Source organism: Natrinema sp. SYSU A 869 (assembly GCF_019879105.1).
Taxonomy (GTDB): domain Archaea; phylum Halobacteriota; class Halobacteria; order Halobacteriales; family Natrialbaceae; genus Natrinema.
In genome coordinates, this window is sequence record NZ_CP082249.1 from 2,070,405 (window position 1) to 2,096,400 (window position 25,996).

The 25,996-nt window shown below is 63.9% G+C and carries 27 protein-coding genes and 2 pseudogenes; 14 read left to right on the top strand and 15 right to left on the bottom strand.

Annotation, left to right across the window (positions count from 1 at the left end; genetic code table 11):
- The first annotated feature begins 1 nt into the window (after position 1).
- Positions 2 to 295 (top strand): DUF424 family protein, encoded by a 294-nt coding sequence (locus K6I40_RS18440; protein WP_222915241.1) that lies wholly within the window; start codon positions 2 to 4, stop codon positions 293 to 295.
- A 126-nt stretch (positions 296 to 421) separates the two neighbouring features.
- Here the strand turns inward: K6I40_RS18440 and K6I40_RS18445 are convergent, their stop codons facing one another.
- Together K6I40_RS18445 and K6I40_RS18450 are read right to left on the bottom strand one after the other, a co-directional pair.
- Entirely contained in the window at positions 422 to 1,297 is an 876-nt protein-coding gene (locus K6I40_RS18445; protein WP_222915244.1) for an ABC transporter permease subunit, read from the bottom strand.
- Positions 1,294 to 2,277: an ABC transporter ATP-binding protein gene (locus tag K6I40_RS18450; protein ID WP_222915248.1), complete on the bottom strand. Its 984-nt coding sequence runs from the start codon at positions 2,275 to 2,277 to the stop codon at positions 1,294 to 1,296. The genes K6I40_RS18445 and K6I40_RS18450 overlap by 4 nt, the downstream gene beginning before the upstream one ends.
- Positions 2,278 to 2,379: 102 nt before the next feature.
- Between K6I40_RS18450 and K6I40_RS18455 the strand changes: the two genes are divergently transcribed.
- The 5 genes from K6I40_RS18455 (at position 2,380) to K6I40_RS18475 (ending at position 5,941) form a co-directional block, all read left to right on the top strand.
- A complete protein-coding gene (locus tag K6I40_RS18455; RefSeq protein ID WP_222915250.1) occupies positions 2,380 to 2,721 on the top strand; it encodes a winged helix-turn-helix domain-containing protein in 342 nt (113 codons plus the stop codon).
- Between the two features lie 5 nt (positions 2,722 to 2,726).
- Positions 2,727 to 3,044: a hypothetical protein gene (locus K6I40_RS18460; RefSeq protein ID WP_222915253.1), complete on the top strand. Its 318-nt coding sequence runs from the start codon at positions 2,727 to 2,729 to the stop codon at positions 3,042 to 3,044.
- Between the two features lie 4 nt (positions 3,045 to 3,048).
- Positions 3,049 to 3,444 (top strand): hypothetical protein, encoded by a 396-nt coding sequence (locus K6I40_RS18465; protein ID WP_255681736.1) that lies wholly within the window; start codon positions 3,049 to 3,051, stop codon positions 3,442 to 3,444.
- An 11-nt stretch (positions 3,445 to 3,455) separates the two neighbouring features.
- The gene (locus tag K6I40_RS18470) at positions 3,456 to 4,301 is read left to right on the top strand and encodes a sensor domain-containing protein (protein ID WP_222915255.1); all 846 of its coding nucleotides are present in this window, start codon (positions 3,456 to 3,458) and stop codon (positions 4,299 to 4,301) included.
- A gap of 392 nt (positions 4,302 to 4,693) precedes the next feature.
- The gene (locus tag K6I40_RS18475; protein ID WP_222915257.1) at positions 4,694 to 5,941 is read left to right on the top strand and encodes a cysteine desulfurase; all 1,248 of its coding nucleotides are present in this window, start codon (positions 4,694 to 4,696) and stop codon (positions 5,939 to 5,941) included.
- A gap of 225 nt (positions 5,942 to 6,166) precedes the next feature.
- Here the strand turns inward: K6I40_RS18475 and K6I40_RS18480 are convergent, their stop codons facing one another.
- Both K6I40_RS18480 and K6I40_RS18485 read right to left on the bottom strand, forming a co-directional pair.
- Entirely contained in the window at positions 6,167 to 6,442 is a 276-nt protein-coding gene (locus K6I40_RS18480; RefSeq protein ID WP_255681740.1) for a hypothetical protein, read from the bottom strand.
- A 314-nt stretch (positions 6,443 to 6,756) separates the two neighbouring features.
- Positions 6,757 to 6,981: a hypothetical protein gene (locus tag K6I40_RS18485; RefSeq protein ID WP_222915259.1), complete on the bottom strand. Its 225-nt coding sequence runs from the start codon at positions 6,979 to 6,981 to the stop codon at positions 6,757 to 6,759.
- 158 nt (positions 6,982 to 7,139) lie between these two features.
- On the opposite strand from K6I40_RS18485, the gene K6I40_RS18490 reads away from it, so the two are divergent.
- Both K6I40_RS18490 and K6I40_RS18495 read left to right on the top strand, forming a co-directional pair.
- Entirely contained in the window at positions 7,140 to 7,592 is a 453-nt protein-coding gene (locus K6I40_RS18490; RefSeq protein ID WP_222915260.1) for a response regulator, read from the top strand.
- Positions 7,593 to 7,722: 130 nt separating this feature from the next.
- Positions 7,723 to 8,123: pseudogene (locus K6I40_RS18495) on the top strand (HD domain-containing protein); the annotation flags it as partial.
- A 179-nt stretch (positions 8,124 to 8,302) separates the two neighbouring features.
- Here the strand turns inward: K6I40_RS18495 and K6I40_RS18500 are convergent.
- Positions 8,303 to 8,485: a hypothetical protein gene (locus K6I40_RS18500; RefSeq protein WP_222915262.1), complete on the bottom strand. Its 183-nt coding sequence runs from the start codon at positions 8,483 to 8,485 to the stop codon at positions 8,303 to 8,305.
- A 289-nt stretch (positions 8,486 to 8,774) separates the two neighbouring features.
- Between K6I40_RS18500 and K6I40_RS28605 the strand changes: the two genes are divergently transcribed.
- The 5 genes from K6I40_RS28605 (at position 8,775) to K6I40_RS18520 (ending at position 11,090) form a co-directional block, all read left to right on the top strand.
- Complete coding sequence (locus K6I40_RS28605) at positions 8,775 to 8,900, top strand: hypothetical protein (RefSeq protein ID WP_255681744.1); 126 nt, start codon at positions 8,775 to 8,777, stop codon at positions 8,898 to 8,900.
- A 107-nt stretch (positions 8,901 to 9,007) separates the two neighbouring features.
- Entirely contained in the window at positions 9,008 to 9,256 is a 249-nt protein-coding gene (locus K6I40_RS18505; RefSeq protein WP_222915264.1) for a hypothetical protein, read from the top strand.
- Positions 9,257 to 9,479: 223 nt separating this feature from the next.
- On the top strand, positions 9,480 to 9,899 hold the full coding sequence (locus K6I40_RS18510; protein WP_222915267.1) for an iron-sulfur cluster assembly scaffold protein: 420 nt from the start codon (positions 9,480 to 9,482) through the stop codon (positions 9,897 to 9,899).
- A gap of 187 nt (positions 9,900 to 10,086) precedes the next feature.
- Positions 10,087 to 10,242 carry a hypothetical protein gene (locus K6I40_RS18515; RefSeq protein ID WP_222915269.1) on the top strand — a complete coding sequence of 52 codons (156 nt, stop codon included), beginning with the start codon at positions 10,087 to 10,089 and terminating at the stop codon, positions 10,240 to 10,242.
- Complete coding sequence (locus K6I40_RS18520; RefSeq protein WP_222915271.1) at positions 10,242 to 11,090, top strand: PHP domain-containing protein; 849 nt, start codon at positions 10,242 to 10,244, stop codon at positions 11,088 to 11,090. The genes K6I40_RS18515 and K6I40_RS18520 overlap by 1 nt, the downstream gene beginning before the upstream one ends.
- A gap of 67 nt (positions 11,091 to 11,157) precedes the next feature.
- Here K6I40_RS18520 and K6I40_RS18525 read toward each other — a convergent pair whose 3' ends face one another.
- The 8 genes and pseudogenes from K6I40_RS18525 to K6I40_RS18560 form a co-directional block, all read right to left on the bottom strand.
- Positions 11,158 to 13,098 (bottom strand): IucA/IucC family siderophore biosynthesis protein, encoded by a 1,941-nt coding sequence (locus tag K6I40_RS18525; RefSeq protein ID WP_222915274.1) that lies wholly within the window; start codon positions 13,096 to 13,098, stop codon positions 11,158 to 11,160.
- 3 nt (positions 13,099 to 13,101) lie between these two features.
- Positions 13,102 to 14,603 (bottom strand): annotated as a pseudogene (locus tag K6I40_RS18530) (lysine N(6)-hydroxylase/L-ornithine N(5)-oxygenase family protein).
- Positions 14,596 to 15,261 carry a GNAT family N-acetyltransferase gene (locus K6I40_RS18535; protein ID WP_222915276.1) on the bottom strand — a complete coding sequence of 222 codons (666 nt, stop codon included), beginning with the start codon at positions 15,259 to 15,261 and terminating at the stop codon, positions 14,596 to 14,598. The pseudogene K6I40_RS18530 and the gene K6I40_RS18535 overlap by 8 nt, the downstream one beginning before the upstream one ends.
- Positions 15,258 to 17,189 (bottom strand): IucA/IucC family protein, encoded by a 1,932-nt coding sequence (locus K6I40_RS18540; protein ID WP_222915279.1) that lies wholly within the window; start codon positions 17,187 to 17,189, stop codon positions 15,258 to 15,260. Before K6I40_RS18540 ends, K6I40_RS18535 begins: the two co-directional genes overlap by 4 nt.
- On the bottom strand, positions 17,186 to 18,775 hold the full coding sequence (locus K6I40_RS18545; protein WP_222915281.1) for an aspartate aminotransferase family protein: 1,590 nt from the start codon (positions 18,773 to 18,775) through the stop codon (positions 17,186 to 17,188). The genes K6I40_RS18540 and K6I40_RS18545 overlap by 4 nt, the downstream gene beginning before the upstream one ends.
- Entirely contained in the window at positions 18,772 to 20,145 is a 1,374-nt protein-coding gene (locus K6I40_RS18550) for a diaminobutyrate--2-oxoglutarate transaminase (protein WP_222915283.1), read from the bottom strand. Before K6I40_RS18550 ends, K6I40_RS18545 begins: the two co-directional genes overlap by 4 nt.
- 448 nt (positions 20,146 to 20,593) lie before the next feature.
- Positions 20,594 to 21,625: a DNA repair and recombination protein RadA gene (gene radA, locus K6I40_RS18555; protein WP_222915286.1), complete on the bottom strand. Its 1,032-nt coding sequence runs from the start codon at positions 21,623 to 21,625 to the stop codon at positions 20,594 to 20,596.
- A 145-nt stretch (positions 21,626 to 21,770) separates the two neighbouring features.
- Positions 21,771 to 22,979, bottom strand: a complete 1,209-nt coding sequence (locus K6I40_RS18560; protein ID WP_222915288.1) for a PQQ-binding-like beta-propeller repeat protein — start codon at positions 22,977 to 22,979, stop codon at positions 21,771 to 21,773.
- A 198-nt stretch (positions 22,980 to 23,177) separates the two neighbouring features.
- Here K6I40_RS18560 and K6I40_RS18565 point away from each other — a divergent pair, with 198 nt between their 5' ends.
- Complete coding sequence (locus K6I40_RS18565) at positions 23,178 to 24,146, top strand: hypothetical protein (protein ID WP_255681751.1); 969 nt, start codon at positions 23,178 to 23,180, stop codon at positions 24,144 to 24,146.
- Positions 24,147 to 24,390: 244 nt separating this feature from the next.
- Here the strand turns inward: K6I40_RS18565 and K6I40_RS18570 are convergent, their stop codons facing one another.
- Positions 24,391 to 25,044 carry a hypothetical protein gene (locus K6I40_RS18570; protein ID WP_222915290.1) on the bottom strand — a complete coding sequence of 218 codons (654 nt, stop codon included), beginning with the start codon at positions 25,042 to 25,044 and terminating at the stop codon, positions 24,391 to 24,393.
- Positions 25,045 to 25,068: 24 nt separating this feature from the next.
- The gene (htpX, locus tag K6I40_RS18575; protein WP_222915292.1) at positions 25,069 to 25,956 is read right to left on the bottom strand and encodes a zinc metalloprotease HtpX; all 888 of its coding nucleotides are present in this window, start codon (positions 25,954 to 25,956) and stop codon (positions 25,069 to 25,071) included.
- Positions 25,957 to 25,996: the final 40 nt, after the last annotated feature.

The following is a 25,996-nucleotide window of genomic DNA, read 5'->3' on the forward strand; positions in this document are numbered from 1 at the left end:
GATGATCGTCAATGAGCGAGAGACCCAGGAGGGGCTGCTGGTCGCCGTCTGCGACGAGGACGTCCTCGGCGAGACGTTCGAGGAAGGCGAGCTCTCCCTGACCGTCACCGAGGAGTTCTACGGCACCGATGCGGTCGACGAGGGCACAGCAATCGAGAGCCTCACCCAGGCGGACGTCGCCAATATCGTCGGCACCCGCGCCGTGGAACTCGCCGTCGAGGAGGGGTTCGTCGACGAGACGAACGTCCTCGAGGTGGGGGCGACGCTACACGCGCAGTTGCTGCAGATGCAGTAAGGCGGCCGGAACCGAGCACCGGCGGGGACCGGTCGAGCGTCAGTGGGGACCGATTTTCTGCAAGGGACGCGAGGCTGCGATAGACCGGGTGACTTGAGAGTACGGCCGATTCAGCGACTCGAGACTTTAGAGATCGGCTCGGTTGAACCGATAGTAGCCAATCGCAACGGGCACGACCAGCCAGACCAGCATGACGACGATGCCGAACCAGTCCTGTAAGTAGAACGGCGCGTCGCCTGGGTAGCGCTCGGCCGGCGTCATCTGGTAGGCCTCCACGGACTGGAGGCCGTACTGGAACTGGAAGGGGAAGATCGTGCCCTCGACGATGTTGCTGGCCAGATTGGTGTAGGCGAAGATCGGATTGAACTGCTCAACCAGGAGATACCACGTCTCGGCTTCGACCGGCGGCCCCTCGTCGTAGATGAGATAGTACGGACCGGCGGTGAGCAGCTCCCACAATGCGACGAGCACCATGTAGAATCCGACGACGATGGCCATCGACTTGCCCCGCGTAGAGACGGCGGCCGAGACACCGACGGCCAGCCCGACGAAGGTGATCCCGAACAACAGTGACACGGCCGCAAAGCCCAGCCAGTCGACGAACGGTACCGAGCCGAAGAAGACGGCCCCGAGGACGAGCGAGACGAGGAAGGCGAGCCCGACGGCCAGACCGACGACGCCCATGCGACCGAACAGCTTGCCGAAGACGATATCCGTCCGGTTGGGTGGGAGTCCCAACAGGAGCTTGATGCTGCCCGAACGACGCTCGCCGACGACGGCCATGTAGCCGGCGATCAGTGCGGCGACCGGGATAATTACCTGCAGCGGAAGCCCGAGGAAGTTGAGGACCTCTGCCGCGGTGACGTCGTCGACCGTGTACCAAATCGCGACGTAGCCGATCACGACGAGGCCCACGAGTAGCCCGATCAGCGACCAGAGGAGCTTCGACCGGCTTGCGTCGTCGAACTCCTTGCGGGCGACGGTGGGGATGTGAGACGTCATCGCGCCACCCCCGTTTCCGTCTCCGTCGCAGCGCCATCGCCCGTTCCCGACTGCAGTTCCGTCTCACCTTCCTCGCCGTTCGTTAGCGCAGTAAACATCGACTCGAGGGAAACCTCCTCGATCCGCAGATCCCGAATCGTCGCGCCGCTGTCGGTGAGTTTGGTCACGACGGTCGCCTTCGCCGCCGGATCGGTGATCGTACACTCGAGCGTGCGCCCGGACGCCGTGCTGTCGACAACCCCCGCAAGCGAGGTGACGAGTTCGCGAGCCCATTCAGCGGGATCCGCGAGCGACACCGTCATCGTCGCACCGCCGCCGATTTCCTCGCGCAGGCCTTCGATCGTGTCGATGGCAACGAGTTCGCCCTCGTTCAATACGCCGACGCGGTCACAGACCGCCTCGACGTGCTCCAAGATGTGACTCGAGAAGAAGACGGTCGTGCCCCGCTCGGACTCGCTGCGGACGAGGTCCTGCATCTCACGGATGCCGTGGGGATCCAACCCCGTCGAGGGCTCGTCCATGATCAGCAGGTCGGGATCACCGACCAACGCCATGCCGGTCGCGAGTCGCTGGCGCATCCCCTTTGAGTAGTCGCCGGCCGGCCGGTCGACGTCCTCGGCGGAGAGCCCGACCCGCTCCAGGATCTCGTCAGGGTCGTCGTCAGTACCGTTCGTCTTACTGGCGAACTCGACGTGCCGGCGGCCCGATAGGCGCGGGTAGATATCGAATCCCTCCGGCAACACGCCGATTCGCGGGCTGATCGAGTCGGCTTCGGCTTGAGCGTCGTAGCCTAGTACCGTCGCCGACCCCGCGGTCGGGCGCGTGAAATCCAGTAGCATGTTGATGGTCGTCGACTTCCCTGCCCCGTTCGGACCGAGAAATCCGAACACCTCGCCCTCGTCGACGGTGAGGGTGAGGTCGTCGACGGCCGTGAGATCGCCGTACTCTTTCGTCAAGCCAGATATTTCGATCGCCGTCATCTCGAGTACGCCTACATCGACGGCTCGTATAATCCACTGACCACGATTTCACGCACGGAAACTGTGGGGTCTTTTATATCATCCTGTCATACGAACGACTTAATGACCGACGATGAGGGCCGGGAAGTGCTCGCCCTACTCGACGACGAGTACGCGCGTCGCATCCTCATCGCCGCCAGCGAGGAACCGATGTCCGTCGACCGACTCACTGAGTGCTGTGACGCCTCTCCGCCGACGATCTATCGACGGATCGAACGACTCGCGGACCAGGGGTTCCTCGACGAATACCAGGAGCTCGATCCCGATGGACACCACTACAAGACCTACAGCACGCGACTCGAGCGCGTGGCGATCGAGATCGCCGAGGGCTCGATGGAGATGGACGTATACCGACGCGACGAGGACCCCGCCGACCGGTTTACGCGGCTGTTCGAGGATCTGTGATCGCCATGCTCGGGTATCCCATCCAGACCGTCGAGGGCGGCGCAATGACGGTCGCGATTGCCGTCTTCGTCGGGCAGGCCACTGCGTTCGTGATCGCGTGTTGGATCGTGAAACGCGCCTACGACGGGTACAGGGACGCCCGCCGGCCTGCGTTACTCTGGCTCGCGCTCGGGATCACGCTGCTCGCGGCGGCACCGACGATCCTTCGCTTCCTGCTCCCGACGGTCTTCGGGGCGTCGTCGGTGACGACGACCGTCCTCGCGAATCTCAGCGAGGTCGCCGGCCTCACGGCGATCCTCTATACCGTCTACGGCCGGCCGTGAGACGATGCGATACCAAACGATCCGCCAGCCGGAGGTGGTCTCGATGATTGGAGACGTCAGCGCGCTCGATACCGGTTCCGTCTCCGCCTCCGTCCTCGAGACGACAGTGTTTGGCCTCGACGAGACGACGACGATCTTCTTCGCCGGGATGGCGAGTGCCGCACTCGGGACGGTCGTCACATGGACGGCCTATCGAGGCTACGCTCGCAACGCTAGCCAGCCGATGCTGTTCCTGGCCATCGGCGTCGCCTTCCTCACGATCGTCCCGTTCGTGCTTTCACACGGGATCGACTGGGCGACCGACGCGACCGATGCGACGGTGTTGCTCGTCGTCACCGCCTGCCACCTGTTCGGACTACTCGCGATCGTTCGCTCGTTCAGGAGGCCCACTTCCCGATGAAATCCACACCGATGTCTTCGCCACGCACTACAGTCGGGACCGTATTCGACCGCGTTCGAGACTGGAGTCGCTGGTTTTTCGGCGTCTTCGTCCGCAAACAGACGTACTACAACCTGCTCTATCTCCTACTCGCGTTTCCGCTCGGCATCGGCTACTTCACCGTCCTCGTGACCGGGTTCGCGATCCCGATCGGACTCACGTTTGCGTTCGTCGACCTGGCCACGTCCGAGCCCGTCGCACTCCTGTTCGCCGGGATTCCGCTCGCACTGGTCCTGTTGTGTATCGGGGTGCCGATCGCACTGGTTGCCCTGTTCGCTTCGATCGAGTTGACCGCCCTCGAGCGACTCCTCGCCGATCGATTGCTCGACGTCGAGATTCCGACGTCTCGACCGGCCCGAAGCGTCCGCGAGCGGGTACGACGGCTCGTCCTCGATGGCGGAACGTGGAAGGGAGCCGTCTATCTGTTCAGCAAGTTCGTGTTTGGAACCGTCTCGTTTATCGTCCTCACCGTCGGCTTCACGTTCACATACGTGCTAGTTGCCGCCCCCTTCCATTACCGAAATCAACTGGTCGGCATCCATCTCGGCAATCCGGTTGAAATCGTCCCGGAACTCACCTATCAGCACGACGGCTGGACGATCGATATCGCACCGATCACGCTCTCAATCGCCGACGGCGAACTGATCTCGCTGTACGTCGATTCGCTCGAGGCGGCGCTGACCGTCTCGGCGATCGGCGTGCTCGTCGGTCTCGTCGTGTTGCACCTATTCAACGCCCTCGCCTGGCTGTACGCACGGTACACGGAACTACTGTTGCAGTATACGCAGCCGTCGATCTTCCGCGAGCCGCCGCAATAAGCGCAGGTCGATACCTCGACACTTCGGCCACCGCTCATGACGACCGGCCGTCAGTTACGTTCGCCCGCTTGGGCGGATACCAAAGTCGTTTGGAGATACCGGTATCCCAGAGGGTCTCCAAGTACCTATTGCGGCAGGGCACCCACCAGGGAACACCCACCACTTCCCTGCCGTTCCCCTCCCGAACCCCGTCCCACCCCACCTCCCCACCCCCACTCCACTCCCCCTCCCGTTTTCACCGTTCGAGCAGCGCATCGCTATTCGATCCGTCACCGTGCCGGTGTCGGGTCTGGCCTCAAACAGGCAATACGGACCGGTTCGCCACGGTCCCGGAAAGATCGGCCAGTTTCGGACCGAAGGAGTGTTTTGTGTGCGGTCCGTTCTAGTCACCAATGAGTCAACAGAACCTCGAGACACTCGACGTCGGCGCGATCCGGGAGGAGTTCCCGATCCTCCAACGGGAGTTCGACGGCCAGCAGGTCGTCTATCTCGACAACGCGGCGACGACCCAGACGCCCGATCCGGTCATCGACGCGATGAGCGACTACTACCGCGAGTCCAACGCTAACGTCCACCGTGGAATCCACCACCTGAGCCAGGAAGCTTCTCTTCTCTACGAGGAGGCCCACGACCGGGTCGCCGACTTCATCGGTGCGAGTGGCGGGCGCGAGGAGGTCATCTTCACGAAGAACACGACCGAAGCGGAGAACCTCGTCGCCTACGCGTGGGGCCTGAACGAACTCGGTCCCGAGGACGAGATCGTCCTCACCGAGATGGAACACCACGCCTCGCTGGTCACGTGGCAACAGATCGGCAAGCGCACGGGCGCTGACGTGAAATACATCCGGATCGACGAGGATGGCCGCCTCGACATGGACCACGCCCGCGAGCTCATCACGGACGACACCGCGATGCTCTCGGCTGTCCACGTCTCGAACACGCTCGGCACCGTCAACCCCGTTTCCGACCTCGTCGATATCGCCCACGACCACGACGCACTGGCCTTCATCGACGGCGCACAGGCGGTCCCCAACCGGTCCGTCGACGTCGAGGCCATCGACGCCGATTTCTACGCTTTCTCTGGTCACAAAATGGCCGGCCCCACCGGCATCGGTGCCCTCTATGGCAAGAAAGAGATCCTCGAGGCGATGCAGCCGTACCTCTACGGCGGCGGCATGATCCGCAAGGTCACCTTTGAGGACTCGACCTGGGATGACCTCCCCTGGAAGTTCGAACCCGGCACGCCACAGATCGCCGAGGCCGTCGGCCTCGTCGCCGCGATCGACTACCTCGAGGAGATCGGCATGGAACGCATCGAGGCCCACGAGGAGGAGCTAGCCCGCTACGCTTACGAGCAACTCAACGCGGAGCCGGGCGTGGAAATCTACGGCCCAGAACCAGGCCCGAATCGGGGCGGACTCGTTGGCTTCAATCTCGAGAGCGTCCACGCCCACGACCTGGCCTCGATCATGAACGACCACGCGGTCGCGATCCGAGCCGGTGACCACTGTACCCAGCCGCTCCACGACAAGCTGGGAGTCGCTGCGTCGGCTCGAGCGTCCTTCTACATCTACAACACGAAAGAGGAAGTCGACAAATTGGTCGACGCCATCGACGATGCGCGTCAGCTGTTCGCGTAAGCGAACGCTGACCGCGAGGAGATGTCGACGATGTTGTTGTGAACGAACGGGGTGAGTGAACAACGGCCAGCGAGAGCGAAGCTCTCGCCCGGCGCGTCAGCTGTTCGCGTAAGCGAACAACGGAGTGCGAGGAGATGTCGACGACGTCTGCGCACGGGCGCATAGCGCTCGTGTGCACGGTCCGCGGGACCTCCGGTCCCGCGCTATTTTCGCGAGCGAACGCAGCTAGTCGCGCTCGAGGCTCCCTGGGAGCACGGAACAGCCACAGGGGGATGCGGTGCCGTCGGTGGGGCCGCTCACGGTCACCACCCAGACAGGACGACTACAGGCGGGACAGTCGGGGAGCGACCACTCGGCCGTGTCCGCCGCGTCGTCGGCTGGCTCCGTCGTCGCGCTGGCCGGATCGATCGGCTCACCGTCGCCAATCATCGCAACCCCCGGAAACGGCGCGGACGGTCCCGGGAATCGGGTGCAGTCGCTGGTCGTTGGAGTTGATTCCACCGTCGTGCGGGACGTTTATATCCCGGTAGAATGTACGCGTTCATGGCTTGCAAATCCCGCAATGGGGATTGGAAGCCAGTCTCGGGTGACTTCAGCACCCGGGGCATTTCGAGACGTGCCCCCCGCCGCTCGCGCGTTTGGAGATCGGCTTCCGTGAAGATTGTCAGACCAGAGTGACTTATATCTATTGCTAAGTATTCAGAGAAATACTGCATACGGCTCGAGCGCCCCAGGATCGGCCGATCGCGAGTAGCAACGGCTCCAAGCCGATTGCAGGCTTGCGATTCGGTTGGTCTCGTGCGCGACTGAACCTATCAGACGCCGGTCGCGGCGCGTCGCCGGTCCCAGCGGGCCTCGACCGCGTGCAACGCGAGATAGATCGCCAAGAACAGGCCCAGTAGAATCGGACCGAAGAGGTATCCCACGGCGAGCGTGAGCGCTGTCCACCAGATCGGCCAATCGGCGTCGCGATCGGTCGCGTCAACGTAGACGGCGGCCGCACCGAAGACCGGAGCAAACGCAGCTACGATACCAATCATATAACCAACTTGTTTGCACGGAATTATATGTCACTCGGTGATCGAGCATCGATACTGCCGACGGACTGTGTCCGCCCCAAAACGACCGTTCTGGGAACGGAGACTGTTCAGCGAGCGTGACCCGGATGTTTTACCCGCGCACGTAATACAGTGTGCAGATGCCCACGGAAGACGAGCGAACGAACGGGCCGATCGATATCCTGTTGGTCGAACCGAATCCCGGCGACAGTCGGCTCTTCGAGGAACAGTTCAGAGACGCAAAGCTCCTGAACACTATTCACAACATCTCCGACGGTGAATCGGCGCTCGATTTCATCCATCAGCGAAACGAATACTCGGACGAACCGCGCCCGGATATCGTCCTCCTCGAGCCACAACTACCCGGCAAGAGTGGGATCGACGTCCTCTCGGAACTGAAAAACGACCCGGTGCTGAGCGAGATTCCGGTCGTCGTGCTCACCAGTTCGGATGCGGGAGAAAAGGTCGTCCAGTCGCACGGTCTCGAGGCGGACACCTACCTACAGAAGCCGGTCGAACCCGAGGACTTCGTCGAGTTCGTGCAGTCGGTCGAGGAGTTTTGGTTCGAGATCGTCCAGAAGCCGTCGCAGTGACCCCCTGACTGGCGAGTTTGCGACCGCGAACAATCGCGGGCGATGACCGATCGATTCCGTTCGCCTTCCGTCCTCCGTGGGTCGCTCGAGGACGGCGCGTTTATTTCTCCATCGGTGAAACCGTCCAACGATGCTCGAGGCAGTTCGCTCCCGTGTCTGCCCGTATTTCGACGACGCGCCGCCGGCCCACGACTGGCACCACGTCCAGCGGGTCGAGACCCTCGCCGAGACGCTGGTCGATCGCCACCCGGAACCCGTCGACGAGCGAGTCGTCCAGCTCGGCGTCCTCTGCCACGATATCGGCCGCAGCAAGGAGGATCGCGGCGAGATCGACGACCACGCGATCTGGGGTGCGCAGGAGGCGGAGAGATCCTGCACGACCTCGATGCAGAGACGGACACGATCGAGCGCGTCCAGCACTGCGTCCGCGCCCATCGATACTCGAACGAGATCGAACCCGCGACGCTCGAGGCAAAACTCGTCTCCGACGCGGACAACCTCGATGCGCTCGGTGCGGTCGGCATCGCTCGCACGTCGAATTTGTTCGCGAGTACCTCGAGCGGTGTGATAGGAAACTCACGGGCCAGCGGTGACTGCTAGGGTGTGGACACTATCAAACAACAGAACCTGTAGTGAGACCACTAAGTACGAGATGCGAAATAATAGAAAGGAAGCATAGTTTGCCCGATAGCTGCATATAGCTACAAACGCTATTCGTCCTGCCAGTGGAAATAGACGAGATAGAATCCAATAGCATAGCTGAACAGAATACTGACGATCTGAACCGGAAATAATCCTGGATCAGGAGGTGTTATCGCTGCGCCAACCATCCCAAATGGGGCAAATATTAATGCCGAAACGAGCCACCACTTAAGAAGAAGTTTCAGGGACATATGCTAATTTCCTAGTTCTCTTAATTAACTATTTTCGTTTATACTTATATACACCATATTGAAAGCGTTCAGTACAATATCCTTGTCGACTGATGCTCGAGCGATATTGAGTCCGCGATGCTCAAGACGAGATCATCGCCAATCCAGACAATTTCGATGCGCTCGGTCCGGTCGGGATCGCTCGCGTGTTCGTCTACGGCGGCGAGATCAGCGATCCGATCCGCGATCCGCCCGGCTGATCGAGGCGGACGACACCGAGGCCGGCGCGACGCAGTACAACCATTTTCACATGAAGATCCTCGAACTTCCCGAGCGCATGCAGACGGACGTGGGCCGCGAACTCGCTGCCGATCGCGCGGAATTCGTCCGTGAGTACCTCGAGCAGTTCGACAGGGAGGCCGCTGGTGACGCATGACGGGCTCGAGACCGAACGTCGACCGCATCCCCTCAGAAATAAACAACAAACGCAGAAAGAGTTTTGAAACTCAGTGCCGTATCCGTGAACTGCCGAGGTGAGAACGAATGTACGAGAAACGAATCGGCCGTCCCGGACGGGATCCATTTGAGACCCTGGTCGACGTTCTCACCGCGGCGAGTCGGTATGATCTCCTGTTGGGGATCATCCCGCTCGCGTTCGCGGTTGCACTGGTCGCCGCGACCGTACTGGAAGTGTCGGTGGTGCAGACCCTGCTGGGCGCGGCAATCGTCGGCGGACTCGCAGTCGTCGACGCCTGCTACCTGAATCCACCTGTCGACCGAGGGTCAGTGTAGCACCGCCAGTTCCCAACCGTTTTGCAAACGCGATGGACCGACGACCCCGACAGCCACTGCAGCGAGGTTCGGTACCCAGTGAATCGACGGCCGGACTCTTTTCGTCGGACGGACCGAGCGACCACTCGCGGCCGCTCGAGCGGCCGAACATGCCGAACACGGACGACCGCCTGTTTCGTCCCCGGAACCCTTTTACAACTCACTGGCCTATCCGTATCCAACGATGGGACTGGGCTCCGATATGTACCGACAGCAGATTCTCGACCACTACAAGAACCCGCGCAACTACGGGGAACTCGAGGATCCGACGTTCACCCACATCGGCGAGAACCCGATGTGTGGCGACGAGATTCGCATGGACGTCCAACTCGCCGACGACGAGGAGACGATCGAGCTAGTTGCCTTCCAGGGTGACGGCTGTGCGATCAGTCAGGCCTCCGCCAGCATGCTCTCGAGCGAACTCGCCGGGACGACGCTCGAGGAACTCGACGAGATGGACCGCGACGACGTGATCGACATGCTCGGCGTCGAAATCTCGCCGATGCGAGTCAAGTGTGCCGTCCTCGCCGAGAAAGTCGCACAGGACGGCGCGGAGATCTACCAGGGCGAACTCGACGTCGACAAGACGACGACCGAGGACTGAGCGGTTTTCGGACAGCCGGCCAATCTCGTTTTGCTTTCTCTCTCCCTCTATTGATCCGATAGCGGGCGGCATGACGATACGGAGCGGCGGGATCACGATCGGAATTACCGCCGTCTGACGGCTCGGAGGCGACTGAATCCGTATATACCGATACACCGGTCTCTATCGTCATCTATATTTCAAATATTTGAATTATAAATATACTTTAGATGGGTACGTCGACAAGGCGGAGGTTCGGGTCCGCGACCTCCTTGAGTATAGCATGCGGGTCGACGCCCGGACCGCAATCCCGAAACTCGAGGGCCAGCGCCTCGTCGACGTGGCAGTGGACGCCGAGAACTGATGCCCGAGCGTCGTACCGCGCGGCAACAGAGGCAGGACGACGGCGACGAGCCGACGACGCGGGAGTCGTCGGCGTGGTACGATTGTCACGCGCATACGCGATTCTCCGACGGGTCGGCGATGGAGTCGATGATCGACGCCGCCGTCGCGGCCGGCTGCGACGGGATCGGGCTCGCCGACCACTGTCTCCTCGCCGGCGACGCGCACGGTCGCCGCGACCGGTTCGATCTGGTCGAAACCTACGAGCAGCGACGCGAACGGATCGACGGCCTGCGCGAGGGGTACGAGATCGACGTATTCGATGCCGTCGAGTTCAACTACGTTCCCGGAACCGAATCACAAATCGACTCCTTCCTCTCGGACGCGGCCTTCGAGTACGCGATCGGGAGCGTCCACTTCGTCGACGGCTGTGATATCACGTCGGCGGCCACTGTCGCGACCCGCTCCCGCGATGAGCGACGGGCCACCGTCGACGCCTACTACGACGCGGTCGTTCAGTTGATCGAATCGGAGCTGTTCGACGTCGTCGGCCATGTCGATCTCCCGGAGCGCCTCGAGCCGCTTCGCGGTCTCACGACGGACGCCCACTACCGAGCCGTCGCGGACGCGCTTGCGACCTCGTCGACCGTGCCGGAACTCAACGCCGGTCGAGCGCGTCGCGGACTGGGGCGGCTGCATCCGAACCCCGACGCCCTCGAGCTATTCACCGATCGGGACATCGCGTTCGTGCTGGGAACGGACGGCCATACGCCTCGAGAGGTCCGCGATCGGGTCGAGGTGTTGCGGGCGTTCGTCCGCGACCGACCGAGCCTCGACCTCGCGTTGCCGCCGATTGGCTCGCGTTCGTAACGGGCGGTCGACGACCCGGAACCCGACCGTCGCGTCCGGCGACCCAACTGCTGCGTGCGGCGTCAGGTCACTGCTCCGGCTCGACCTCGGAGAGGGGATTCGAAACGGTGCCGTGCTCGATCGCATGGGGCCGCTCGGGGCGGTCGCCATAGCCGATATCGATCATCCGGTTGCGGTTCAGGGTCAGCTTCGGGAACGTTGGCTCGAGCAGGTCGAACAGTTCGAACCGCTCCTCGAGCTCGGGGAACCGATCGTGGTAGTCCTTGATTGCGGTCCGGACCTGTCCCCAGAACTCGTCCTCCGAGTAGTCATGATGCCGAGCTAGCAGGTCCGCGAGATAGCGGTAGACGCCGACGAACAGCCCGTAGACGACGAACAGGCGCAGTTCTTCCGGCGGCACGGAGAGGAGGACATCCTCGAGCTCCTCGGGAAGCCCCTGGAGCTCCTCGAGCGGTGCCTCGGCGACGTTGACGTCGTCGACGAAGTCCTTGACGGCGAGCCGGGACGGCCGATCGTCCTCGAGGACGAGGATCGTGTTCTCGCCGTGGGGCGAGAACGCGGTCCCATACCGGTAGAGGTAGTGCAGCAGCGGCGGGAGCATCGTTTCGAACAGCTCGTCCAGCCAGGCCGACAGCGACAGGTCGGAGCGCTCGACCAGTTTCGAGATCACCGGTTCGCCGTCCTCAACGTGCAGCAGCGATGAGAGGGTCATCGCCCGCTCGCCGTCGTCGATGAGGTCCGTGACGCTCTCGCGCCAGACACAGCCCAGTAATTCGTTGTACTGGTAGGCCGGGGCCTCGAGCGAGTCGAACGTCGGGTGATCGAAGTTTACGCCCGCGATTTCGCCGGGCAGGACGACCTCGCACTCGTCGCGCAGGAACGGGTCCGAGTCCCGAACGTCTTTCACGTATTCGGTGACGAGCGGCGCGGCTTCGGTGCGTTCGCCGGGAAGGCCGCGCCAGACGAGCGTGTTGATGATCTGCATCGGGAGCTTCACGTTGTGCTTCGTCGGCTCGTCGGCGTTAACGAACGTCCGGACCGACTGCATCGGCAGGTACTCGTCCGGACCCGCCCCCAGCGGTACGATGTCGTCCGTCGCGAGCTGTTTGCCGAACAGGGGAACGATGGCGTTCTCCCACTGCCAGTCGTGGACCGGCACGAAGAGGTAGTTGTCAGGCTCGAGCCCGCGACCCTCGAGTTCCGCGCGGAACTCCGCGTAGTAGTCCCCGAGTTCCGACTCGAGCAGCGCCTCGTGCTCGAGGCCCGCGACGCTCACGAACTCGGCTGCCTCGCGGGAGACGGCACACCACGAGAGTCGGATCTGCTCGGCGCGTTCGGGCGCGTAGTCGCGGTAGTCATCGTACCCCCAGCCGACCCGGCCCTTGTTGAACGTGAGCCACGGGTGGCCGGTCATCTCGCCCTCAATCTCGGCGTAGGACATGTCGAGAACCGATGTCTCAGTACCGGTGGTGCCGACGTCGCCGGTGATATCGCTGGCCTCGTCGGCATCGCCACCATCGGCACCGTCGGCGTCGATGTGAGCATCCGCGAGAAGCGTGTTCGTGTACTCGCGGACGAGATGACTGGCCGTGATCGAGTCCATCTCCACTGTCGGCTCGAGATCGACGACGAACTGGAGGGGGTCGTCGGCAGACTCGAATCCATCGCCGGCATCGCGTTCGATCGAGTCGACGCGAACGCCGATGCTGTCCCAGGACCGCTCGACGGCGTCGAAGCGATATCTGGTCCCCTCGAGATCGATTTCGTAGGTAGTCCACCCGTCGTCCTGCCCGTCGCCAGACGGGGCGTCATCGTCCGGCCCATCGTCGGATGGGTCGTCATCGACCGGCTCCGGCTCGAGGATATCCTCGTAGGTGAACTCCCGGAGGATCTTCGCGAGGAGTTCCCGCCCAGCATCGTTCCAGCGGTCTTCGGTCAGCACGTTGTCCAGCGTCGCTATTCCGTCGAGTCCGTACTCCTGATCGGTATCACGTCGTGTGTTTTGCATGAATTACTCCGTGTTGAGCGACAGCGATTGCGGCGCATCGGTGTGCACCGGCGCGTGGTCGGCGAACTGTTCGACGTCGAAATTCTGGAAGACGGTGTCCCCGTCGATCGGGTACACCTCGCGGCCGGCAAGCTGATCGATGATGACCGCGTTCCGGTAACAGCCCAGTCCGAGATCCGGTGTGCCGACGCCGTGCGTGTGCATCTCGGCGTTTTGGACGAACACGCGGCCGCTAGGGTCGTCCGCACCACCGAGATCCCCCTCGAGGCGGTACTCCTCGCTCACGCGGAACCGGCCCTGGTCACCGAACGCAATCCGGTCCGCGATCGGCTCGAGGAACGTCGGCATCGGACGCTGATAGCCCGTGCCGAAGATCACAGCGTCGGTCTCGAGGGCGAACGCCGCCGCCTGTTGGCGCTGTTCGCACTCGAGCCAGTAGCTATCCGCGAGGCGCTCGATGTCGCGGACTTCGGTCGTCGCGAGCATGCCGAAGTCAGGCTCGCGGTCGCCGATCGAGCGCTCGTAGAGCGTGTCGTAGAGCCGCTCGCTGGTCTCGGGATCGATTCCCTTGTACAGCAGGTCCTGATCGGCCAGCAGGTCGTCCTTTCGCGACTGTGGCAGGTCGTAGAAGTACTGCGTGTACTCGGGCGTGAAGTGCTGGAGCCCGAGTTTCGAGTACTCCATCGGGAAGAACCCGTCCGAGCGGGTGAGCCAATCGAGCCGGTACTCGTGATTCGGTTGGCGCTCGAGCAGATCCAGCACGACCTCGGCGGCGCTCTGCCCGGAGCCGACGACGGTGATCGCGTCGGTCTCGAGGACGTCCGTGCGGCGCTCGAGGTAGTCAGCGGTGTGAAACAAGGGATCGTCCCCGTCGGCGTGGTCACGGGCAAACGTCGGCAGCGCCGGCCGGGAACCGACACCCATGACGAGGTCGTCGGCCCGGTAGCGGTAGCGCTGGCCCGTCTCGGGGACGACGGCCTCGACGACGAAGGTTCCGCCATCATCGGGTTTCGGTCCGCTCGACGTCGGTTCCGATTCGCTCGAGTCGCCGTCCGCGGCCTCGTACGCGACGCTCGTCACTTCCCGCTCGAACCGAGTCGTCGGCACGCGCTCGGCGACCCAGCGCAGGTACGCGTCGTACTCGCGGCGGGGAATCTGGAACGTCTCATAGAAGTAAAACTCGTAGATGCGGTCCTGTTCGCGGACGTAGTTGAGGAAGCTGTAGGGGCTGGTTGGATCGGCCATCGTCACCAGATCCGCGAGGAACGGCACCTCGAGGGTGGCCCCCTCGATCAGCATCCCTCGTGCCAGGCGAATTCGGGCTCGCGCTCGAGGAAGATCGCATCGAGCTCGAGGTCGGAGTCCGCGCCGTCGAGCAGCGCCGCGAGCCCGAGGTTGAACGGCCCGAGGCCGACGCCGAGCACGTCGTAGTGACCGCGGTCGATGACGGGGTCGGCGTCGTCGCTGTCATCGACGACAGCGACGGGGTCACCCCCCTCAGTCATCGTCGGTCACCTCAGGCGGTCGCGCGTCCGCTTCGTCGGCGGTCGGCGGCCAGATCTCGCGTTCGAACCGCTCGCGCGTACAGACGGTAAGGGCCGCGGTCTTTTCTTCTTCCGGGAAATCGAATTCACGATGAGACTCGAGGCCACACCGTTCCATGGTCGCGAGAGCCGCCTCGTTGCGGGCGTCAGGTTCGGCGACGACTCGGTCGGTCTCGGGATGGCTGAACTGGAACGCGAGCATCGCGCGGAGCAGGGGGACCGCGTACCCTTCGCCGAGGTACTCCTCGGGACCGATCAGGAGGTGAATCCCCTGATCGGCCGGCTCGGCGTCGTAGTACACCGCCAGATCGTCCTCGGCGGCCCAGTAGCGCTCCCAGTAACTCATCGGAACGTGGTCCAGACAGCCGACGTACAGCGTCTGGTGGTCGTCCGCGAGCTTCTCCCGGAGCGTCTCCCGGAACTCGGGCAGCGGCTCGTCGAGGTCCCAGTAGGGCGTGACGTGGTCCGACCCCAGCCACGCGTGCAGGCGGCCGAGGTCGTGCTCGAGCGAGACCGGCCGGAAGCCAACGTGCCGGTCGATCGTCTCGTCGTAGTACTCGAAGTCGTAGTCCGAGATGACCGTCGCGTGGGGGCCCCGATTCGAGTCTTGTGCCGTCATCGGTTCGCCTCCGGCTCCGCCGCTTCCGGCGCGTCAGTCGAGTCCGCGGAATCGTCCGCTGCCGGTCGATCGACCAGCGGGTTCCGCACGTCGGCATAGACCGACTGCTCGTCGAGCGATGGCGCGTCGAGTTCGTCCAGTCCGCGGAAGCGAGTCAGCAGATTCGCCTTGCAGGGCACGGTATCCGACTCGAGCAGCGGGTCCAGAATCGACGTGCCGGGCCGGTCGAACTCCTGGAGCGACTCGAGTTCCTCGCGGAGGACGTCGAGCAGCCGACCTTCCGCAATGAGCCCCGCGGTCCCGAAGGCGTTGATCACGCCGAGGGCGTTGTTGAGCAGGACGTAGTAGCGGATCCGCTCATCGGCGACCGCGTCGGAACAGATCGAGTCTGCCCGCTCGCCGATGCCGGGACAGACGGCCTCGATCCGGTCGTAGGCGTCCTCAGGGAAGTAGTAGCCCTGATTGTCTCGATAGCGGAACTCGTCGGGGTAGCCCGCTTCGTCCAGTGTGAGGACGCTGTTCTGTTGGTGGGCTTCGAGGCCGATCCCCCGCTCGAGGTAGAGCCACAGCAACGGCCGGACCGAGATCGAGAGATAACGGCGGAACCACTCCTCGCTGACGGCGGCGGTGTCACGACCCTCGCGCTCGGCGATCGAGGCGACGATGCGGCCGAGACGAGAGATCTCGTCCCCGATCGCGTCCTGACAGAGCGCGACGACGGGCGTCGCCCGCCGAGCGTCCTCGCCCCGGAATGGATTCTCCCGGAGGACGACCTCGAAGCCGGACTCGTCGCCGTCGGCATCCAGCGCGTCCGGATCGATCGTCAGGTAGGCCGGATCCCGAACCACGTCGAAGTCGGGGTATCGGTCACGCAGGTCGTCGCCGAGTTCGGTCGCCAGCAGGTCCGAAACCGCGACGCCGCGCTCGAGTTCCGGCCGCTTGTTCGTCCGCAGCGAGTTCGTGATCTCGACCGCGAGCGATCCCTTGACCATGAACGGGGAATCCGGCGCGTACAGCGTCCGCACGGACGTCGTCGGATAGAACTCGCGACCCAGTGGACCGAGCGACTCGAGTTTCCCCGCAGCGACGAGGTCCTGGACATCGGATCGCTCGAGCAGACGGTCGGCCTGCCACGGGTGAACCGGCAGAAGAACGTCGTTGTCGGTGAGGGAACCCTCGAGGACCGACTCGTCGACGGCCGGATCCTCCTGGAGGGCCTCACGGACCCACGCGGCAGCGGAGTCGTCGCGCGCGGACTCGCTCTCGACGATGTCGGCGTCCGCGCGAACGTAGTGGAGTCGGAACGAGCCCTCGAGTTCCGGGGCATAGCGCTCTGCGTCGCGCTCCATTCCCCGGCGGCTCTTCGGCGTCGGATGGCGGAGGTGGCCGAAGACGAGCGATTGTTCGGCCTCGCGGAAGGTAAAGTCCGTTCCGTACAGGGTCTCGCCGTCGCCAGCGCGGGCGTCGACGTATCGCTCGACGTTCCGGCAGGAACGGACGACCCGCTCGAGGAGGTCATCGCGGTTCGGGTCCGCGCCGCGTGCGAGCTCGAGTTCCTTCGTCACGAGCGTCGCGAGCGTCGCGTAGTCCAGTTCGATCGGATCGCTGTCGCCGCCGGTTCCGTCGGCCCCGCTGGCTCTGGCACGGTAGTAGGCGGGTAGATCGAATCGGTGGCGACCCGTCGGGGACCGATACTCGACGGGAACGAAGCAGTCGATCCCCTGGTTCGCCAGCGGGAACTGCAGGACCAGCCCGCTCGCCGATGAGCGGTCGATCGGCACGTCCGCAGCGGCGACGAACTCGCCGGCACCAGTCTCGTGGCAGTAGCAGTTCAGGAAGCTGTGCACTGTCGCATCGCGTGCGACTCGCGTCGCATCGACGCGTTGTTCGTCAGTCGGCGTCGTCCGTGTCGGTGGTCGTGGAGTCATGCGGAATCGGTTACCTTTCGGTCGCATTCGAGCGCCTCACCGCGGTCGACGATCGCTTCAAGGGCGTCTCGAAGGTCCGAGAGCGTCGTTTTCGGGTTCAAAAGGGTGAACTTCAGTGCGGCAGTGCCGTCGACTTCGGTGCGAGCGAGCACGACCTCGCCGTCGGCCAGCAGTTCATCGCGGACGGCACGGTTCACGCGGTCGACGGCGGCCGCGGTAGTTCCGTTGCCCCGCTCATTCTCCTCGATGTGCTCGCTCGATCGGTCCGGCCGATACCGGAAGATCACCGCGCTCAGTTCGGGCTCACAGCACAGTTCCAGCGCTGGCTCGGCCCGGATCTCGGCGGCGACAGCGTCGGCCAGGTCGCAGACATACTCGACGCAGTCGGCCACGCCCGTCCGACCCAGGGTGTTGAACGTCACGAACGGCTTCAGCGCGTCGAACCGACGGGTCGTCCGAGTCGACTTCGAGACGAGGTTCGGGACCCCCGCTGCATCGTCGCGCTCGGGATTGAGGTAGGTCGCGTTGCGCTCGAGGAACCGATAGCGGTCGCCGTCACGCAACAGGAAGGCCCCGCAGCTGATCGGCTGGTAGAACAGCTTGTGGAAGTCGACGGCGATCGAATCGGCGCGGTCGATCCCCGCGAGCTTCGGGCGGAGGCGGTCGCTGATCGCACACGCGCCGCCGTAGGCGGCGTCGACGTGGAACCAGAGGTCGCGCTCGGCGGCCCGATCCGCCAGTGCCGCAAGCGGGTCGATACTGCCGAAGTCCGTCGTGCCAGCGGTGCCGACGATCGCGAACGGATGGCGACCGTCGGCCTTGAGTCGCTCGAGCGTCTCGTCCAGTGCTGCGAGGTCGATCCGTTGATCGTCGTCGGTCGCCACCGTGACGACCGCGTCCTCGCCGAGCCCGAGGTGGTGAGCCGCCTGCTTCGCTGTGAAGTGGGCGGCCTCCGAACAGCACAGGCGGAGGTCCGTCGCCTCGGGTGGTACTCCCGCGGTCTGAACGTCTCGATCGAACCGCGTCTGGCAGTACCAGTCGCGAGCCAGCAGTAAGCCGAGGAAATTCGACTCCGTGCCGCCGCCAGTGAAGACGCCGTCCGCGCCGGACGGATAGTCGAACAGATCACAGCACGCGTCGACGACGCGTTCCTCCAGCACGGACGCCGCGGGGGCCTGATCGAACGAGTCCATCGACTGGTTCGTCCCGGAGAGCAACAGCTCCGCGGCGAGCGCCGGGATGGCCGGCGGGCAGTGGAGGTGGGCGACGCAGCCGGGATCGTGGACCCGGACCGAGTCCGCGAGCACGTCCTCGCCGACCGTCTCGAGGACGGCTGCGAGCGGTTCGCCCTCGTCGGGGAAGACTGATAGTTCGTCGATCCGCTCGCGAAGCGTCTCATGATCGGTCCCCGCGTACGGCCCCTCGGCCGTTGCAAACGACTCGTGGAGACACTCGCGTGCCCGGTCGATCGCGTCATCGTAGGCAGCGTTTCCGTCGGAATCGCCGAGGAACGCACTCGCGGCGGCCGGCGGCGTCGGCTCGTCGGGGATCGAACGGCGCTGCCCGGCGAGCCCGTCGTTCGTCATGCCGGAGCCTCCGTCCGAGCTCGATCGTCCGCGGTCGCCGCACGAACGCTCTCGTGGATGATGTCGCCGACGTCGTCGATCCGCGACGGCGAAATCGTCAGTGGCGGGAGGAACCGGACGACGCTGCCGTCGCGGCCGCCGGTCTCGACGATCAGCCCGCGGTCGAACGCCGCCGACTGGACGGCCGACGCGAGGTCGCCGTCCGCGGGGAAGCGGCCGAGCGAGTCGGGCTCCCCGTCAGGATCGACGAGTTCCATCCCGAGCAACAGGCCACGCCCGCGGACGTCGCCGACCGCCTCGAACGTCGCGGCCGTCTCCTCGAGGTGGTCCTGCAGCCGGTCGCCCATCGCCGCGGCGTGCTCCTCGAGGTCGTGCTCGAGGACGTACTCGATGGTTGCCGTCCCGGCGGCCATCCCCAGTTGGTTGCCACGGAACGTACCGGCGTGTGCGCCGGGGTCCCAGACGTCGAGCGACTCGTCGTAGACGACGACCGACAGGGGGAGTCCGCCGCCGACGGCTTTCGAGAGCGTCATCACGTCCGGGACGATATCGGCGTGCTCGATCCCGTACAGCTCGCCGGTGCGCCCGAGGCCGGTCTGGATCTCGTCGACGATCAACGGGACGTCGTGTTCGCGAGTGACTCGGCGCATCTCCTGGAGCCACTCGGCGGGCGCTGGGACCGCGCCACCCTCGCCTTGAACCGGCTCGAGGATCATCCCCGCCGGGTCGACGATCCCGCTATCGGGGTTCGAAAGGGTGCGCTCAACGTACTCGGCGCTCGTCTGCCAGCAGTCCGTACCGCCGAGACCGAACGGACAGCGGAACTCGTAGGGGAAGGGGAGGTGATGAACGTCCGGCATCAGCCCCGGAATCGGTTCCTTCGCCGCCGTATCGCCCATCAGGCTGAGCGCGCCGTTGGTCATCCCGTGATACCCGCCCTGGAAGGCCAGCATCGATCGGTTTCCAGTGGCTGTCTTGACGAGTTTCAGCGCGGCCTCGACGGCGTCCGTGCCAGCGGGGCTACAGAACTGGACCGTCGCGTTCTCAGCGAACTCCTCGGGGAGGCTTTCGAGCAATCGGTCGACGAACCGCTCCTTGACCGGACTCGTCAGATCGAGCGTGTGAATCGCTTGCCCGCGCTCGAGCAACTCCTCCATTCGCTCGACGACCGCGGGGTGGTTGTGACCGAGCGCGAGCGTCCCCGCACCCGCCAGACAGTCGACGTACTCGTTGCCGTCGACATCCTCGAGGATCGTGCCCTCGGCGCGCTCGATCGCGAGCGGCAGCGAGCGAGGATAAGTTCGTGCGTTCGACTCGCGACGCGCCTGCTGTGCGAGAAGGTGCTCGGCCGACGATCTGCCGTCAGTCACGACCGCTCACCTCTCTTCGGCGACCGTTCGCCGAATCGTCTCAATGGTAATTGTCCCTGCGTCATGCGAGTTTTAGGCTAACCTAAACAAATAAAAGCGTGTCGGTTTTTAGGGTAACCTAAAGCATATACCGGAGATCCTGAACAACGCGTAATTGCGGAGTAGCAGGGCTGAAAGGTGATCGGGAATCGAACGATGGGAACGAGAAGTAACAGGGACGACCGAGGCCGGTCGCCCGACGGACCGGGGATTCGAGGGTGCAGCAATGATTAGCCACCATCGTAATCGCGAACGCGACCGCGACCGCTCAGTTCGAAAAGTAGCGGACCAGTATCGGATCGCTATCCAACAATTTCGGTGTGCTCGGCAGGCTCGAACCGCTGAAATGACGGTGTAGACCGTGTCGTCGAGTAGCCACGAAACGAATCGAACCGATGTGTCAGTGTCGCTATTCCGGCTTTAGGCCTGCGTCCTGGACGCGCATGACGGCCTCGCCGTCGGCCAGGTTCGGCGCGTCGACCAGTCGGACGATTCGCTTGTCGCCCTTGGACTTGCGGAGGTAAATCCGGAACGTCGACTTGTGACCCAGAATGTTGCCACCGATCGGCTGCGTCGGGTCGCCGAAGTAGGAGTCGGGGTTCGAGGCGACCTGGTTGGTGACGATGACGGCGGCGTTGTAGAGGTTGCCGACCTTATCGAGGTCGTGGAGGTGCTTGTTGAGCTTCTGCTGTCGGTCCGCGAGTTCGCCACGGCCGACGTACTCCGCACGGAAGTGGGCGGTCAGCGAGTCGACACAGAGCAGTCGAACGGGATACTCCGAGTCCTCGTGTTCGCCCGCGAGTTCCTTCGCCTTCTCGGCGAGCAACATCTGGTGGTTGGAGTTGAACGCCTTCGCGACGTGAATCTTCTCGAGGACGTCCTCGACGAGTGCGTCGACCGCCGCCTCGTTGTCGGCCGAGCCCTCGATTTCGCGGTCCTCGAGCGTCGCGTTGATTGCTTCGTCCGGCAGCCCGCGGACCATGTCGTCGATTCGCTCGGGCCGGAAGGTGTCCTCGCTGTCCACGAAGATGGCGCTGCCGTGGAGGCCGCCGACCTCCTGTGGGAGTTGGACGTTAACAGCCATCTGGTGGGTGACCTGGGACTTACCGGCACCGAACTCACCGTAGACCTCGGTGATCGACTGCGTTTCGATTCCGCCACCGAGCAGGTCGTCGACTTCGTCGTTGTGCCAGCTCAGCTTGCCGATCTCGTTTCGTCGCTCGAGTACCGTCGAGCCGGTCTCGAAGCCACCGATGTCGGCGGCACCACGGGCAGCGCGAACGATGTCCGCGGCTGTGGACTCGCCGACGTCGGCCGTGTTCGACAGCTCCGCCGGCGCGGCGACGGCGAGACTCTGATAGGAGTCAAAGCCTGCATCGTGAAGTTTGTCTGCGGTCGCCGGTCCGACACCAGGGAGTTCCTCGAGATCTGATTCGGGCATACTCTCTCGTTGTGCCGGACCCCCCATAAACCCTCGTTTACAGGAGAGTGAAAGTGAAAGTGCCAGCAGGAAGCGGGGTTGCTCGAGGGAGTGACAGTGGGTTGAAGAGCGAAGGCGCATCGAGGGGATGAATCAGAGACCGGTCTCAGTGCAGTTGCTCGTCGGCGTCCCACTCGAGGCAGTAGAGGTGCTCGTCGTCGCTGCCGACGTAGAGCCGTTCGGCCGCGATCGCGGGCGTCCCGCTGATGGCGTCGTCAGCCGCGAATCGCCACAGCGGTTCGGGGTCGTCGACGGTGACGCCGTAGAGCGAGCCGGTCGCGTCGCCGACGCAGAGCACGTCACCGGCGACGACGGGGCAGGAACGGATCGGGCCATCGAGTTCGACCCCCTTCTGCGAGAACAGCCAGCCGCGCAGTTTGCGCCGGCCGACGGTCGTGTCGGTGACGTGCAGATAGCCGTCATCGGCACCGATAAATGTCGTCTCGGCGGCCGCGAGCACGGTCGCGGACGTGGTAAAGCCGTCGCCGATTTCATAGGTGAACCACGTCTGGCCGGTCCCTGCGTCCAGCGCGAGCATCGTTCCCCCGTCGTCGCCGACGTAGACCCGCCCGTCGGCGACCGTCGGCCCCGCCGCAATCGCTCCGTTAGCCGGTGCGGTCCAGACCTCCTCGCCCGTCTCGGCCTCGAGCGCCAGCACCGTCCCGGCCGTGGTCCCGACGAACAGCCGTTCCTCGGTCGCTCCCCACTGTCGATCCGGCTCCTGCACTCGCTCCGCGTCGAGCAGCGACAGCGCTCCCGACTCGAGGGGCTCGTCGCCCCGGTCCTCGTCCAGCGCGGATCGGCGCTGCTCTCCCTCCCGCCCGTCGGTGATCGCCGGAGCGCCGACCACGGTCGATTCGGTCTCGTGGGTCCAGATTTCCGTCCCCGTTTCGGCCTCGAGCGCGGAGAGTCCATCTGCGTGGCCGGCGTAGAGTCGGCCGTCCGAGAGCGCGAGCGCGCCCTCGAGCGAGCCCGGCAGTTCGGCCTGCCATCGTTCCTCGCCGGTGGCAGGGTCGAGGGCGGAGACGGTTCCCTCGCCCGTGCCCAGATACAGGTACTCGCGGGTGACAACCGGCGTCGCATCGGTTGCCGCCGTCGTCTCGAACAACCACCGCCGGCGACCCGTCTCCCGCTCGAGCGCGTAGCAGTTCCCCCGAGCCGTGCCGACGTAGACGGTGTCGCGGTCGAGCACCGGCGACCCCGGCGGGCCGACGAGGTCGGCTGTCCACGCCTCGCTAATACGGACCGGGCCCTCGAGATCGCGCCGGAGTCCCGAATTGTGCGGATCGCCTTTGAACTGGTTCCACTCAGTCACTGTTCGCGGCTACCGACCGAACGGTCATAACAGTAGGCGTGTCACCGCCCTGCAGTGGCATGCGACGGGTCGGAGCCAGTCACTCGATAAAGTAGTTCGACAGAGTCTCCCGAGTAGGGACACACTGGCTCTCTCTTTTCTCCCTCATTACACACACAGAAAACACTTGTAGTGCGACAGTGGTGTTAGGTACACGACATGCCGCTATCACTACGGCGAAGACAGCTACTCGGGGCCGTTGCCGCGGTCGTTCCCGCAGTGGTCGCCGGATGCTGGGGTCACGGTCCATCCCTGACGATGCGAGAGACATCCGATTCGGATCTCCTTTCGAGCGCAGCCAGTACGATTCCCGTCGACACCACGTCCGACAGACTCCGACCGATCGTCGAGACGATCGAAACTGGCACCACCAAACTCAGTAGTCCCTCCCCGCGTCCCCGCGTGGAACCTGCACAGCCGGTGGTCGCATCGGCAGTGCAACGGCCGATCAAATACGACGGCGCGTACTACACGCTTTCACTGTCGAAAACGGTCGAACGGACGCTGATAGAAGCCGAGTTCCATATCGGAACGGCGGGGACGCCGCCCGAGGACACTGCGAAGCCGATCGAGTACGATGCCCTCCCGGAGCGAGACAGAGAGTCGCTCGAGGGTGCGCTCCCACCGGAGACCGGGGAACGCGACTATGAATCGGTTCAGACGTTCTACGACGAACAGGAGGTGGACACGTCGGAACTCGTCCCGGAGACCGAGTACGACGCGGTCGTCCGGGACGGGCAACGCTATTCGCTCGAGTTAGCCCACACAGAGAAAAAATCGGGGTACAACTATCACTATACGGCCGAACGGGTCGCAACGACGGACGACGACTTCCTGTCCTGGCTCCGCTCTCGATATCGATACGAGCTGACGGGGCTCTCGGAGGGTGAGCAAAAATCGTCACCGAAGCGATCGAAGACGGCAGGTACACCGGTGGAGACGGAGAAGACGCCTTTTCGTCACTGTCCGAACGGGTTCTCTCGCAACCCGCGCTCGAGCGGGAAGATGGAGCAGGGGAATGGTTCGTCCAGTACGACGGCAGCGAGTACGTGGTTGAACTCACCGCACCCCCGGAATTTCATTGAAAGGGTTCGGTCCCAGTATAGCGGTTTTGTGATCCGCTCCTGACCAACGTACGCAATAGCCGGAGTTCCGGTTACTGAAACAGAGATGACGAGCCGGGGGCTCGTCACCAAGGAACGGAGAGCGGCAGGAAAAGGGAGCAACTGGTGTATGGCGCAGTTGTGATGATGTGGCTTCCTGCCGCGTACTTCTACATAGTCGGGGGACCTGTATACGGGTGACTCCTACATAGTTTGGGAACCCACCGGTCGAGAGGGCAACGCCCTCGTCTCCCGGTCGGACAGCACGCTCACTCCCAGGGGTGGGTCCCGCGCTCGCTGGGCCAGAGCGGATACCAGTACTCCTTCTCGCGCTCGATCTCGAGTTCGCCGTCCAGCGCCGACTCGAGGGTGAACTCCGCGCTCGAGTCGCGTTCCCGACCGGACCGGGGAACGAACGGGTAGAACCGGCCGCGACGGAAGGAGTAGATCCAGTAGGCCGTTTCGTCCATGTCGGCGGTTCCACCGCCTCCGTTCCGATGCCGCGAAGCGGCATCGCTGTCCTCGTAGGCGAAGACCGCCGCGAGCAGGCGCGAGCCGTAGCCGTGCTCGATGAAGGTGTCCGCGGCGAAGTGCATGCTCGTGATCAGATCCTCGGGGTCGTCGTCCTCGAGGATGACCCAGTGATAGCCATGATCGTCCGATGTGACCGAAAATCCGGTGCCGGTCTCTTCCTGGCCGGCCTCGAGGATCGCTTCGACCTCGTCGACGGCGTCACGGAAGTCGCTCGAGTCGACGCCGGAAAAGCAGAGCGCGCCGACGTCCAGCGACTCATAGCCCAGATCGGCCTGCATCGTGAGGTAGGCGGTGCTCATCCCGAAGAGGTCGTCGGGGTCGGCGTCGCGTCCGGCGTCGGCCTCGGCGCGCGATCCGAGGATGGCGCGGAGTCCGTCCAGCAGTCCCATATCTTGAGTGAGGGGCGCAGTTCCTTAGAAAGATTGCATTTCGCGCTCGAGGTCCCGAAGCTGTTCGACGCGGCGCTCGGTCGGCGGATGTGTCGAGAAGAGCCGACCGACGACGCCGGACTTGATCGGGATGATGAAGAAGGCGTTCATCTCGGCTTCCTCGCGCATGTCGTCTTTCGGAACCTTATCCATCTCGCCCGAGATCTTCAGGAGGGCGGAGGCGAGCGCCGACGGGTTGCCGGTGATGGCAGCGGCCCCGCGATCGGCAGCGTACTCGCGGTATCGCGAGAGCGCCCGAATGAGCAGGTAGCTGATGATCCAGACGACCAGCGAGACGAGGATCGCGACAATGATGCCGCCGCCACCGCCCTGACGGCCGCGGCCGTGGCCGCCGCCGAAGAACGCGCCCCAGCGGACCATCATGAACGCAATGGTCGAGAGGAACGAGGCGATCGTCATCACCATCATGTCGCGGTTTTTGACGTGAGAGAGTTCGTGGGCGAGGACGCCGTCGAGTTCGTCGGCATCGAGCGTCCGCATGATCCCCGTCGTCACACAGACGGCCGCATTTTTCTGGTTGCGTCCGGTCGCGAAGGCGTTCGGGACCTTCGAGTCGACGACCGCCACCTTCGGTTTCGGGAGGTCGGCCTGCTGTGAGAGTCGTTCAATCGAGGCGTGCAGTTGCGGGTACTCATCGGCCGAGACCGTCTTCGCGCCCATGCTCCGTAGCGTGAGCGTGTCGCTGAAGTAGTACTGCACGAGCGAGAACCCGCCGAACATGAGCCCGAAGAGCAACAGTCCACCGCCAACGTAGAGCGTGATCACGCCCGCGAAGACGATGTACAACGCGAACAGCAGAAACATCGTTACAAACATTCGGAACCGCAATCCCCAGTCCGCCTGCCATTTCATACCTAGAGCAACGGGCTCCGGAGAAATAAGTACCCTGACG